Origin of the sequence: Shewanella sp. ECSMB14102 (genome assembly GCF_000813075.1) — a bacterium.
Taxonomy (GTDB): Bacteria; Pseudomonadota; Gammaproteobacteria; order Enterobacterales; family Shewanellaceae; genus Shewanella; species Shewanella indica.
On sequence record NZ_JWGX01000018.1, the window covers coordinates 77,137 to 88,874 of the forward strand.

General features: G+C 53.5%; 13 protein-coding genes. All 13 read left to right on the forward strand.

The window, feature by feature from the left end; translation table 11 throughout:
• Nucleotides 1-63 precede the first annotated feature (63 nt).
• Nucleotides 64-948, forward strand: coding sequence for a hypothetical protein (locus RC73_RS07580; protein ID WP_039034073.1), 885 nt, complete (start codon nucleotides 64-66; stop codon nucleotides 946-948).
• Complete coding sequence (locus tag RC73_RS07585) at nucleotides 945-1,544, forward strand: PilN domain-containing protein (protein ID WP_039034074.1); 600 nt, start codon at nucleotides 945-947, stop codon at nucleotides 1,542-1,544. Before RC73_RS07580 ends, RC73_RS07585 begins: the two co-directional genes overlap by 4 nt.
• Entirely contained in the window at nucleotides 1,541-2,200 is a 660-nt protein-coding gene (locus RC73_RS07590) for an MSHA biogenesis protein MshJ (RefSeq protein ID WP_039034075.1), read from the forward strand. Before RC73_RS07585 ends, RC73_RS07590 begins: the two co-directional genes overlap by 4 nt.
• Nucleotides 2,181-2,507, forward strand: a complete 327-nt coding sequence (locus RC73_RS07595) for a hypothetical protein (protein ID WP_039034076.1) — start codon at nucleotides 2,181-2,183, stop codon at nucleotides 2,505-2,507. The genes RC73_RS07590 and RC73_RS07595 overlap by 20 nt, the downstream gene beginning before the upstream one ends.
• The gene (gene mshL, locus RC73_RS07600) at nucleotides 2,507-4,186 is read left to right on the forward strand and encodes a pilus (MSHA type) biogenesis protein MshL (protein ID WP_039034077.1); all 1,680 of its coding nucleotides are present in this window, start codon (nucleotides 2,507-2,509) and stop codon (nucleotides 4,184-4,186) included. Before RC73_RS07595 ends, mshL begins: the two co-directional genes overlap by 1 nt.
• Nucleotides 4,187-4,194: 8 nt before the next feature.
• The gene (locus tag RC73_RS07605) at nucleotides 4,195-5,106 is read left to right on the forward strand and encodes an ExeA family protein (protein ID WP_039034078.1); all 912 of its coding nucleotides are present in this window, start codon (nucleotides 4,195-4,197) and stop codon (nucleotides 5,104-5,106) included.
• The gene (locus RC73_RS07610) at nucleotides 5,103-6,470 is read left to right on the forward strand and encodes a tetratricopeptide repeat protein (RefSeq protein WP_039034079.1); all 1,368 of its coding nucleotides are present in this window, start codon (nucleotides 5,103-5,105) and stop codon (nucleotides 6,468-6,470) included. The genes RC73_RS07605 and RC73_RS07610 overlap by 4 nt, the downstream gene beginning before the upstream one ends.
• Complete coding sequence (locus RC73_RS07615; protein ID WP_039034080.1) at nucleotides 6,467-8,221, forward strand: GspE/PulE family protein; 1,755 nt, start codon at nucleotides 6,467-6,469, stop codon at nucleotides 8,219-8,221. Before RC73_RS07610 ends, RC73_RS07615 begins: the two co-directional genes overlap by 4 nt.
• Nucleotides 8,222-8,223: 2 nt before the next feature.
• On the forward strand, nucleotides 8,224-9,444 hold the full coding sequence (locus RC73_RS07620; RefSeq protein ID WP_039034081.1) for a type II secretion system F family protein: 1,221 nt from the start codon (nucleotides 8,224-8,226) through the stop codon (nucleotides 9,442-9,444).
• Complete coding sequence (locus RC73_RS07625; RefSeq protein WP_039034082.1) at nucleotides 9,444-9,938, forward strand: hypothetical protein; 495 nt, start codon at nucleotides 9,444-9,446, stop codon at nucleotides 9,936-9,938. Before RC73_RS07620 ends, RC73_RS07625 begins: the two co-directional genes overlap by 1 nt.
• Nucleotides 9,939-10,002: 64 nt before the next feature.
• On the forward strand, nucleotides 10,003-10,605 hold the full coding sequence (locus RC73_RS07630; RefSeq protein WP_039034083.1) for a pilus assembly FimT family protein: 603 nt from the start codon (nucleotides 10,003-10,005) through the stop codon (nucleotides 10,603-10,605).
• Nucleotides 10,606-10,639: 34 nt separating this feature from the next.
• A complete protein-coding gene (locus RC73_RS07635) occupies nucleotides 10,640-11,158 on the forward strand; it encodes a type II secretion system protein (protein WP_039034084.1) in 519 nt (172 codons plus the stop codon).
• A 17-nt stretch (nucleotides 11,159-11,175) separates the two neighbouring features.
• Nucleotides 11,176-11,676 (forward strand): type II secretion system protein, encoded by a 501-nt coding sequence (locus RC73_RS07640; protein ID WP_039034085.1) that lies wholly within the window; start codon nucleotides 11,176-11,178, stop codon nucleotides 11,674-11,676.
• Nucleotides 11,677-11,738: the final 62 nt, after the last annotated feature.

An 11,738-nucleotide genomic window follows, 5' to 3' on the forward strand; every position in this document is an offset into this window, starting at 1 on the left:
GCAAGTTCATAACCTTATGGGTACGATAAACGCTGCCGTTTTCACAGGGACTCAGGGTTTCTTATGACGAACAAGTCATTCATCAGTCGTCTTTTCAACTTTGGCGCGCCTCAATCCGGCAGCAATACCGGGGTGTTCCTTGCTGCCAATCACGCCTGGGTCTTTCGCCCGGAAAATGACGATCAAAGAGCCCTTTGTCATTGCTATCCACTGCACAAAGATGATTGGAATTCACTGTTTTCCGCGGTTTATGCCGATTTTGGCCCTTCAAAATTACAGTTGGCTCTAGGTTTTGGTCGTTATCAGCTTTTGAGTGCCGACCGGCCCAAGGTTGAAGCCGATGAGATGGCTCAGGCATTGGTATGGGCGGTCAAGGATATGGTCAGCACGCCGCCAACCGATATCCATTTGGATTACTTCGAATCGCCGATTAAAAGCAGTGACAAACTCAATGTTGTCGTCTGTTCCCACAGTCGCTTGTCTGCCTTGGCCCAGGAAATAGATAAGGCAGGTATGCAGCTGGTGGGGATTAGCATCGAAGAGTTACTGCCCACTAACCTCTTTAACCAAGATCCTTTAGCCAGGCTGGTGATAAGCCAAGTGCCTGGACAGGAGTTATTACTCACAGTGGTACGCGAGGGTGAGCTCTATATGCAGCGGCGCATTCGCGGATTTTCTGAATTGCATCAGACCGATGCCGAATCCTTGGGGTTCGGCGTTGCCGATACCCTCAGCCTGGAGATCCAGCGCTCGATGGACTTTTTTGAAAGTCAGCTCAGGCAAGCGCCGGTGGCCTCGATTGACATTATGGTTCAGGGGCAAACCTATACCTTGGCTCAGTTGATATCCCGTAACTTTAATCAACAAGTGCGTCCGGTAGATGGCATGGATGTCGGCATGAAAATGGCTGAACTCAGCTATCAGGAATTTAAGCGGGGGAGTAAATGAGCAAGACCCGGGTCAATCTCTATTCGCCTTCTCTCTTGCCCCCAAGGTTAAGGCTCAGTTTCGCCCGTTTGTTGGCTATTGCAGGCGTGCTCTTGTTACTGGGGCTTTCGCTTATCGGCTTGGGATGGTGGCAGCAAACGCAAGTGTCCAGGCAGTTGCTTGAGGTCGAGTTGCAGCGCCAGGCCTTGGAGAGCGAAAAACAACAACTGGAAGCCGAATTGGCCAAGCGTCGCCCTAGTGCCGAGCTGGTCGTTGAGCTGGAGCGCCGTACTCAGGAGCGGGAGCTCAAGGGGTTGCTGCTGACCGAACTTGGGCAGCGGGAGCGCATGACCTCCAAGGGCTTTGCGCCTGTGTTGCAGGAGTTGGCTCAAGTGTCCGATGGCAGTGTGTGGCTGAGCCGCATCAAACTTGAAGAAGGCAAATTGGCGTTTGAAGGTTTCGGCCAATATCCGCAGAGTCTGCCGCGCTGGATAGACAAGCTCAAACAAACAGAGAGTCTGAGAGGGCGCTCGTTTGCTTCCATGACCATGGCTCGGGAGCCAGGCCAGCCATTGGCCTTCGTTCTGACCAGTGAAGCCCGGGAGGTGAAGAAATGAATTTCCTTCGGCGTCTGGGCCAAGCCTTTGATGGTTTGAGTCAAAGAGAGAGAGGCATGGTGTCGGGAGTCAGCCTGTTGGTGCTGTTCTTGCTGCTGTATCTGCCGCTGGAGTCTTTTTGGCTGGAGCGCCAGAGCAATTTGCAACGGCTGCATGCCGGCCAGAGTAGCATCAAGCTCAGCCAACAACAGCTGGCGCTTTATCGCCAACGCCTGGCGGAAGACCCTGATACGCCGCTCAAGGCAAGTTTGGCGCAAGTGAATCGTGATATCGCTGCGCTGGATCAACAGCTGGACAGCCAGATGGTTGACATGGTGCCCGCCAGTTATATGCCGTCATTGCTTACCGCCTTGCTGGAACGGGTGCAGGGAATACAGCTGACCGGCTTCAAGTCTGTCGCCCCAACCCCTTTGCTGGTGGTAGGCAAAGCCGATGAACAGCAGATGAACCTTTACAGCCACGGCATAGTGCTGGAGCTGGAAGGTGACTATTTCGCCGTGCTCAAGTTTGTACAGGCGGTAGAGAAGATGCCGGACAAGCTTTATTGGAAGCGCCTGGATTACCGGGTGTCTGAGTATCCCAAGGCCAGTGTGCAACTTGAGTTATACACGCTCAGCATTAATGAGGACTTTATCAGTGTGGCATCTTCCCGCTAAAGGCTTAATCTTACTGGCGCTGCTCTGTAGCCAGGATCTCGTTGCCGCCAGCTTGCGGGACCCGACCATGCCGGCGCAGGGGCTGATCGCTCCGGCCAAAGAGCTGGGCGGACAGGGCCTAGTGCTGAGTAGTTTGCTCAATGGACCTCAGGGCAAGCGGGCCGTGATCAATAACCAAATTTACCGCCAGGGGGACAGAGTTCAGGGAGTGGTGTTAAGCCGTATCTATCAGGACAGCGTTTTGCTGGCCGATGGTCGCCGACTCTATCTGTTTCAAGCGATTACCGAGCGCAAGGAAAAACATTAATGAAAACCAGACTCGCCTGTATGCTGCCGTTGTTGGCTTTGGGCCTGGCGGCCTGCCAAACCACGGATAGGCCCAACCCAGCCGCTTCCAAAGAGGCGTTACGCGACTCTTTGGCACAGCAAAATGCCAAGGCGGTGGTGCCGCCTCCGGCCAGCTTGCCTCCCGGTGTGCAGCAGGAGTTGAATGCCGATGGTCTTCTGGCTGGGCTGGCCGCACCTATGCAGACCGAGCGGCGTTTCGATGTTTCGGCCAATGATGTCGATGCCAGGGTGTTTTTCCCGAGTCTGGTGGAAGGCACTCCCTTCAGCGTGGCTGTGCACCCGCAAGTGAGCGGCAATATCTCTCTGTCACTCAAGGGCGTGACCCTGAGTGAAGCCTTGCAGGTAGTGCAGGATATTTACGGTTATGAGATCAGTCGGGAAGGACGAGTCTTGAGGGTCTATCCCGCTGGGCTGAGAACCGAGACTTTCCCGGTCAATTACCTCTATATGGAACGCATTGGCCTGTCGCTGACCTCGGTCAGCTCGGGAAGGATCTCTGACAACAATAACAACAATAGCAACCAGAACAATAACGGCCTGAACAACAATAACAACAGTGGTTTTGGCAATAACAACAATAATAATAGCAACAACCAGAACAGCAATAACACCAACGGCACCTTTATCAGTTCCCGCACCAAGACAGATTTCTGGGGCGAGCTGCAAAAGACCCTGGAATCGATTCTGGGCAACAGCGGTGATGGCCGCTCAGTGGTGGTGACACCTCAGGCCGGCTTGGTAACCGTCAGAGCCAATCCGGATGAGCTGCGGCAAATTCGCAGTTTCCTTGCCACCGCTGAGAGCCATTTGCAGCGGCAGGTTATTTTGGAAGCCAAGATCCTCGAAGTGACCCTCTCCGATGGTTATCAGCAGGGGATCCAATGGCAGGATGTGCTTGGCAGCGCTTTGGCTGACGGTAACACCAAGGTTAATTTTGGCACCAGCGAGGGCTCGTTTGGCAATCAGATCACCGAGGCCATAGGAGGGGTGACCTCTTTATCACTCAAAGGCACAGATTTCGCCGCTATGATTACCCTGCTGGATACCCAAGGCGATGTCGATGTGCTCTCAAGCCCCAGAGTGACAGCGTCCAACAACCAGAAGGCGGTGATCAAAGTTGGCCGTGATGAATACTTTGTCACGGATGTCTCCTCCACCACTGTGGCCAGTACCACGCCGGTGACATCGCCTGAGGTGGAGTTGACGCCCTTTTTCTCGGGGATTGCTCTGGACGTGACGCCTCAGATAGACAAAGACGGCAGTGTGCTGCTGCATGTGCATCCTTCAGTCACGGATGTCAAAGAGCAGAACAAGAGCATCAAGATCAGTGACTCTTCGTTGGATCTGCCCTTGGCCCGGAGTGAAATCCGTGAGTCCGATACTGTCATCAAGGCGCTTTCCGGTGATGTGGTGGTGATAGGCGGCCTGATGAAGAGCGAGAATACCGAAGTGGTATCCAAGGTGCCGCTGCTTGGCGATATTCCCTTTATCGGTGAAGCCTTTACCAACCGCAGTAAGTTAAAGCGCAAGACAGAGCTGGTGATTTTGCTCAAGCCGACCGTGGTGGTTGATGGCACCTGGCAAAAAGAGCTGCAACGTTCCCAGAGCTTGCTCGACCGCTGGTATCCACAGGAATAACGGCCACTATGTATCTGCAGCATTTTGGCATGCAGAGCATGCCTTTTGCCCTGACCCCCAATACAGGTTTTTTCCTGGGGTTGGCTCCCCATGTGGAGGCCTTGCAAGTATTGCAGGTGGCGCTGCAAACCGGTGAAGGTTTTATCAAGGTCACCGGCGAGGTGGGAACCGGCAAAACTTTGCTGTGCCGTAAACTGCTCAACGAGCTGCCGCAACAGTTTCGCTGCGCCTGGTTGCCCAATCCTTATTTGACACCGGCAGAACTCAGGCTGGCGATTGCCGAAGAGCTGGGAATTGCTGTGAATGAGATTAAAGATCAGCAGCAACTCAGTGGCCTTATTCAGCAGCAGCTGCTGGCGCTCAGTGTTCAGGGGCTTAATATTGTTTTGCTGCTTGATGAAGCCCAAGCTCTGCCGGATGAGAGCCTGGAAGCCTTGCGGCTGTTGACCAATCTGGAAACCGAGAGTCGCAAGCTGCTGCAAGTGGTGATCTTCGGCCAGCCCGAGCTTGATGCGCGCTTGGCGCAGCAAGAGTTTCGCCAGTTACGCCAGAGGATCACTTTCAGCTATCGCTTGCGGCCGCTGACCCGGGATGAAGTCTACGCCTATCTGCGCCACAGATTGGCAGTGGCCGGCTATCAGGGACCGGCGTTATTCAGCGCCGCAGACAGTAAGCGTATTGCCATTGCCGCCAGAGGGATCCCCAGATTGGTGAATATTTTGGCGCACAAGGCGCTGCTGCTCTGTTTCGGTGAAGGTAAACAGCAAGTGACGTCTACGCATATCAAGGGCGCCATCAAGGATACCGAAGATGCTTCTCATCCTGGCAACTGGCGTTGGTTTTGGCCGACTCTGGTGCTGCTCCTTGCTTCAGTCGGCGCCTCGGTCGGGGTTTATGCCATGAAGGGAGCCGGACTATGAGCGTGGTCAATCAGATGCTCAAAGATCTGGATAAACGCCAGCAGCCGCACAACTTAGCTCATGTGCCGGCGGGGCAGACCAGTCACGCGGCGGCCAACCCCTGGTGGTTGCTGCTGGGAGGCACGCTGCTTGGCATCTCTCTGTTGGCGCTGGGGTTATGGTTGGGCGGTTATCTGGGTGATGACAACTCAAGCTCATCCCAAACCCAAAATCAAACTCAAAACTTTAGTGGCAACCGAGCCGAGCCATCGCAGACTGTGCCTTATGAGCCTGGGCCCACGGGCCGAAATCGGCCACAGCCGAGGGCAGTTTCAAGCGCTGCCGATGGCAGTGATAGATTAAATTTGGAGCCTGAGGCGCAGATCTCGGCGCTGCAACTGCCCAGCAAGAGTATGGCTCCAAGTGAACAACCCAAAGGTTCTAATGCAGGCTTGAATGCTCAAGGCTCAGCCTTTGAAACAAAAAGCTCTGAAACGAACGACTTTGAAATAAAAAAAACTGAAATGTATGGCTCAGAAACAGGCAGCTTAAACTCAAACCTAGCCGATGACAGCCTTGAAACCAGCACAGCAACCGAACGCTGGGCAGCCAAGGCAGAGCCGCTCGGACAGGAGGCTGTACAAGAGCCATCTCAGTCAGTACAAATAAAAACACCCGGTCGCAATGAAAAGTCAGGCTTGGAGCAGAAGCCCAGCTCCAATGAGAGTGGCCGGATAACCCAATCCAGATCAGCGGCTGCTAAACCAAGCCAGACGAAAATGAGCGTGACTCAGGTTTCTCTGACCCCGGCGGAGCTGTCGCAGAAAAAGTTACAACAGGGACTGCAGGCCAAGGAACTGGGCCAGATTGACAAGGCAATGTCGGCCTATGCCGAAGCCTTACGCTCGAATGATGCCAACCACAGTGCCCGTCAGGAGCTGGCGGCGCTGTTTTATGGCCGCGGCGAATTGGACAAGGCGGCAGTACTGCTGCGTCAAGGCGCCGAGCGTTATCCGCAGCAACCTGTGTTTTGGTTGTTGCTGGCCCGGGTGCAAAAGGCTCGCAGCGAGTTGCCTCTGGCTCTTGCCAGTTTGCAACAGGTAGCCGATGGCAGCGAGCTTGGCCGCGAGAAATGGCTGCTGCAGGCAGAAATAGGTCAAAGCCTCAAAGATTGGCCCTTGGTACAGCAAAGTTATCTTAGCCTAATTCAGCAGGATGCCTCTCAGGGACGCTGGTGGTTGGGGCTGGCCTATGCCCAGGATGCAAGTGGCGATTATGACGCCGCCAAGGCCAGTTATCAGGAAGCTCTCAAGCGCCAGGGCTTGTCCGCGGATGCCCGTGATTACATAGAAAACCGACTCGCCCAGATAGGAGGCCGCCAGTGAAACCCAAGTTAAAAATGCGCCTCGGTGATCTCCTGGTACAGGAACAGATTATCAGCGAGGTGCAGCTGCAAAACGCGCTGTCACAACAAAAACAAACCGGCCGCAAGCTGGGACGCACCCTGATAGACATGGACTTTATCAGCGAGGAACAGCTGCTGCAGTTTCTCTCTCATCAGTTGAATATTCCCTTTATCGATATCAGCAAGCGCCCCATTCCTGCTGAGGTAGTCAACCTCTTGTCCGAAGTGCAGGCCCGGCGTTTTCGAGCCTTGGTGATTGAGGCCGACAAGGACTCCGTGCTGGTGGCTATGAGCGATCCGGCCGATCTGCAGGCGTTGGATGAACTGGATGTGCTGTTGGCGCCAAGACGCCTGAAACTGGCGGTGGTCAAGGAGCAACAGCTGTTTGATGCTTTTGACAACCTCTATCGCCGCACCGGCCACATTGCCCAGATGGCCGGTAAGTTGGAGGAGGAATACGCTGCCGATGATCAGTTCGATCTCGCCAGTTTGACCGAAGCCGACAGCGACAACGAGACCACAGTGGTTAAGTTGTTGCAGTCGATTTTCGAGGATGCGGTGCAGATCCGCGCCTCGGACATTCACATTGAACCCGGCGACAAGTCGCTCAGGATCCGCCAGCGGGTGGATGGTCTGTTGCAGGAAAACGTGCTCAAAGAGGTCAATATTGCCGCGGCGCTGGTGCTTAGGCTCAAGCTGATGGCCGGCTTGGATATCTCGGAAAAACGTTTGCCCCAGGATGGCCGTTTTCATATTGAAATCAAAGGTCATCAGATAGATGTGCGTATGTCTACCATGCCCATCTATCACGGTGAGTCTGTGGTGATGCGACTGTTGGACCAATCGGCCGGCCTCTTGACCCTGAATGAAACCGGGATGCCGCCGCATATTCTCGAGCGGGTACGGCGGCAGATAAAACGCCCCCACGGCATGTTGTTGGTCACAGGCCCTACAGGTTCGGGCAAGACCACTACACTTTATGGCATTCTCAGTGAACTGAACAAGGCTGAGAGTAAGATTATTACCGTGGAAGATCCGGTGGAATATCAACTGCCGCGGATCAACCAGGTACAGGTCAATCACAAGATAGGCCTGGATTTTTCCAACGTACTGCGCACCACCCTGCGCCAGGACCCCGACATCATAATGGTGGGGGAGATGCGGGATCAGGAAACAGTCGAAATCGGCTTGCGTGGTGCCCTGACAGGTCACTTTGTGCTCTCGACCCTGCACACCAATGATGCCATTACCAGCGCCCTGCGTTTGCTCGATATGGGGGCGGCCAGTTATTTAGTGGCCAGTGCCCTTAGAGTCATTATCGCCCAGCGCCTGGTGCGGCGGGTGTGTAAGAACTGCGCCACAGATTATCAACTCACGCCGCAGGACAGGGTCTGGCTCCAGAGCATCAGCAAGCGCGACTTTTCCGATGCCAGGCTCAGAGTGGGCACAGGGTGTCAAAGCTGCTCCGGCACAGGTTATCGCGGTCGTATTGGGGTATTTGAGATCCTCGAACTGGATGAAACCATGATAGAGGCTATGCGCAGCGGTAATCCCCATGAATTTGCCCGCGCTGCTTACGCCAGCGAGCAGTTTACCCCGCTGGCTGAATCGGCACTGGCATATTTGCACTCTGGCCTGACAACCATAGAAGAGGTCGCCAAGTTGGTGGAAGATGTCTCTGAAGCTCAGGTGCCGTTGGCAGCCGAGATGATGGCTAGGGATGAGGTCTGATTATGCCGCTTTATGCCTATCGGGGCCGGGATGCCGGCGGTGAACAGGTAAAAGGGCAGCTGGATGCCGCCTCCGAGAGTGCGGCGGCCGATCAACTGCTGGCCAGAGCCGTGATCCCGCTGGAACTCAATGAGGTCAAAGCGGGCCGGGATCTTAGCCTCAAGGGCCTACTCAAACGCAGAGTCAGTCTGGATGAGCTGCAGATCTTTACTCGGCAGATGTATTCCCTGACCCGCTCCGGCATTCCTATTCTGCGCGCCATTGCCGGGCTGGCGGAGACCACCCACTCCAAGCGGATGAAAGAGGCGTTGCAGGATGTCTCAGAGCAGTTGACCGCCGGGCGGCCGCTGTCGTCGGCGATGAACCATCATCCGGACGTGTTCGACGCCTTGTTCGTCTCCATGGTGCATGTGGGAGAAAACACCGGCAAACTGGAAGATGCCTTTTTGCAGTTGTCCGGTTATATCGAGCGGGAGCAGGAAACCCGCAGACGGATCAAATCTGCCATGCGTTACCCCATGTTTGTTCTGTTGGCGGTGGTGCTGGCACTGGTGATCCTCAATATTATGGTGATCCCCAAGTTCGCCGAAATGTTTTCCCGCTTCGGTGCAGAATTACCCTGGGCGACCCGGTTGCTTATCGGTACTTCCAACCTGTTTGTCAATTATTGGCCCTTGATGCTGGTGGCGCTGGTGGTAACTGTACTCGGGGTGAGTTATTGGCACAAAACCGAGCAGGGGGAAAAGCAGTGGGATCGCTGGAAGCTGCATATTCCGGCGGTGGGTTCCATCATAGAGCGCTCGACCCTGGCTCGTTATTGCCGTAGTTTCGCCATGATGTTGAGCGCCGGGGTGCCCATGACTCAGGCGCTCAGCTTGGTGGCCGACGCTGTGGATAACAGTTATATGCACGACAGAATCGTCAACATGCGCCGCGGGGTCGAAGCGGGGGAATCTATGCTGAGGGTTTCCAATCAGAGTCAGTTGTTTACGCCTCTGGTGTTGCAGATGGTGGCGGTTGGGGAGGAAACCGGCCGCATAGATCAGCTACTCAATGATGCCGCCGATTTTTATGAGGGTGAGGTAGATTATGACCTCAAGAACCTCACCGCCAGGCTGGAACCTATTTTGATCGGCATAGTGGCAGTTGTCGTGTTAATCCTGGCGCTGGGTATTTATCTGCCTATGTGGGACATGCTCAATGTGGTCAAGGGAGGCGGCTGATGCCAAGCCAGCATCAGGCTGAGGAAGATCTGCTGCGAACCTTTGCCAGTCTGGCGGCGCTGTTGATTTTGCTGATTATTTTGGCGGTGTTGGGAATGCGTTATTTTTCTGCTGTGGACAAGGTATCGGCCAGAGGGCTGCAGCTTGAACACCACAGGTTGCTGAATGTATTGGCCATGGTGAGATCCCAGTGGTTGCGTTTGGGGCGCCCTGAACAGATGCAATTGGATTGGCACACATTGGATCACGAGGTGCAACCTAGTCCATTGGCAATGAATCAGGCCGGTTGGCCACAGGCACCCAGCCGGAATGACAAAGGCTGCGAGGTGCTTTGGCAGCAGCTTCTGGGAGGTCTACCGGATAAGGCGGTGATTCAAGCTCAGTTTATCAACCGGGATCAAAGCTGCCGTTATCTGAGCCCTGCCGGTGACAGTCTGAGCTATCAGTTGGACACTGGAAGGGTCATTTTTTTGACGTCAAATACAGATTATTGACTAAATGGTTTTTTATCTTAACGGAGCTGCTAATATCCATGGCGAACAGGTGGAGGAAACCTAGATGAAACGACAGATGCAAGGCTTCTCGTTAATCGAGTTGGTGATAGTAATAGTTATCCTGGGCCTGCTGGCCGCAACTGCTATTCCGCGTTTTTTGAATGTGACAGATGATGCCGAGGATGCCAGCCTCGAAGGCGTGACGGGCGGCCTGGCTACGGCGGTGAGTTTTGTACGCTCCCAATGGGAGGTTGATGGTCGCCGTAATACGTCAGTGCTCCTCGATGGTATTTCCGTGTCTTTGGACACCCGTTTCGGTTATCCAACCGGCACTGGCAATACTTCGGCCACTTCCATGGATGATGCCAGTTGCCAGCAAGTATTCAACACAGTACTGCAGAGTGCGCCTAAGAATGTGCTCTATACCGCTGACGCCAGAGAACAACGTTATACCGTCAGAGCCCTGGATGGTGCAGGTGTAAGTGCTACAGCTATTGACGGTACTTTAATAACCGGGCTGGATCTCTGTGTTTACCATCAGGTGGCATCATTGGCACTGAACCAAAGTTCAGGTGTGGCAACACCGGCGCCGGATCTCAACACCACAGGCGCCAAGGGTATTACCTATAACCCGGGAACCGGCCAGGTCTTGAGTTTCAGCAACTGATTGAATTGTATTTTTTGAACCAAAGGAAAGCGCGATGCGAAAACAACAAGGTTTCACCTTGATAGAATTGGTGGTGGTGATCATCATTCTCGGTATTTTAGCTGTGGTAGCAGCGCCCAAGTTTATCAATCTGCAATCCGATGCCAGGGAGTCCACTCTCCAGGGAATGAAAGCGGCACTTCAGGGAGCCAATGCCATGGTGTATTCCAAGGCTGTTATTGCCGGTCAAGGTAAAACTGCGGGTGAGAGTGTTGTCATTGGCAAGAGTGGTAACAGTGATATTAGTGTTACTGTGGATTTTGGATATTTGAATAGTGCGACCAATTCCACCACAGTGAAAACCAATCTGGAAAAAGCCATGGACAATACTTTCGAGGCTATTACCGGAACAGATACCGTTGCAACTGAAGACTTTGGGGTGATCTATGTCAGTGAAACTTCTTTCATTATTGTCCCCAAGGGTAAGAAAGGCAGTGAGGCCTGTCGTATTAACTACACCCCAGCCACAGTAACTTCGTTGCCAAAGTATGTGGTAACAGGTACAGATTGCTAATTTGAAAGGGATAGAAAATGAATAAACAACAAGGTTTTACGCTAATAGAATTAGTGGTGGTGATTATCATTTTGGGGATCTTGGCTGTCACCGCAGCGCCTAAGTTTTTGAATCTGCAATCAGATGCAACCAAGTCAACTCTTTCTGGTATGAAAGCAGCGTTACAGGGCGGTAATTCCTTGCTCTATTCGAAAGCTGCTATTCAAGGTAAAGAAAAAGACGACGGTAGCAATGGTGACAATGTTGATCTGACAGGGGATGATAGTGCGGATATCACTGCTGTATATGGATATGTGAAGGCTGATGCAACCAATATTCTCAAGATTCTGGAAGCAGATACCACCTCCAGCGGGGACTGGGTTATCGCAGCTCCCAGCGCAGCCAATGTCAGTGCTGCTGATGTGATCATTTATCGTAAGGGAACAACGCCTTCAGACACTTATAAATGCTTTGTTGAGTATTCGGAAGCTACCAGGAACTCATTGCCCGTATATGAGATCGTGGATACCAACTGCTAATAGCCTGTAGCTGAAAAGGCCTGCCAAGCAGGCCTTTTTTACGTCAGGATTCAAACTATTGG

Bases quoted from the DNA above. Each gene is read 5' to 3' on its own strand.
- RC73_RS07635 (WP_039034084.1), top strand. From the start codon at position 10,640: ATGCGAAAACAACAAGGTTTCACCTTGATAGAATTGGTGGTGGTGATC.
- RC73_RS07580 (WP_039034073.1), top strand. From the start codon at position 64: ATGACGAACAAGTCATTCATCAGTCGTCTTTTCAACTTTGGCGCGCCT.
- RC73_RS07610 (WP_039034079.1), top strand. From the start codon at position 5,103: ATGAGCGTGGTCAATCAGATGCTCAAAGATCTGGATAAACGCCAGCAG.
- mshL (WP_039034077.1), top strand. From the start codon at position 2,507: ATGAAAACCAGACTCGCCTGTATGCTGCCGTTGTTGGCTTTGGGCCTG.
- RC73_RS07585 (WP_039034074.1), top strand. From the start codon at position 945: ATGAGCAAGACCCGGGTCAATCTCTATTCGCCTTCTCTCTTGCCCCCA.
- RC73_RS07605 (WP_039034078.1), top strand. From the start codon at position 4,195: ATGTATCTGCAGCATTTTGGCATGCAGAGCATGCCTTTTGCCCTGACC.
- RC73_RS07590 (WP_039034075.1), top strand. From the start codon at position 1,541: ATGAATTTCCTTCGGCGTCTGGGCCAAGCCTTTGATGGTTTGAGTCAA.
- RC73_RS07630 (WP_039034083.1), top strand. From the start codon at position 10,003: ATGAAACGACAGATGCAAGGCTTCTCGTTAATCGAGTTGGTGATAGTA.
- RC73_RS07620 (WP_039034081.1), top strand. From the start codon at position 8,224: ATGCCGCTTTATGCCTATCGGGGCCGGGATGCCGGCGGTGAACAGGTA.
- RC73_RS07625 (WP_039034082.1), top strand. From the start codon at position 9,444: ATGCCAAGCCAGCATCAGGCTGAGGAAGATCTGCTGCGAACCTTTGCC.
- RC73_RS07640 (WP_039034085.1), top strand. From the start codon at position 11,176: ATGAATAAACAACAAGGTTTTACGCTAATAGAATTAGTGGTGGTGATT.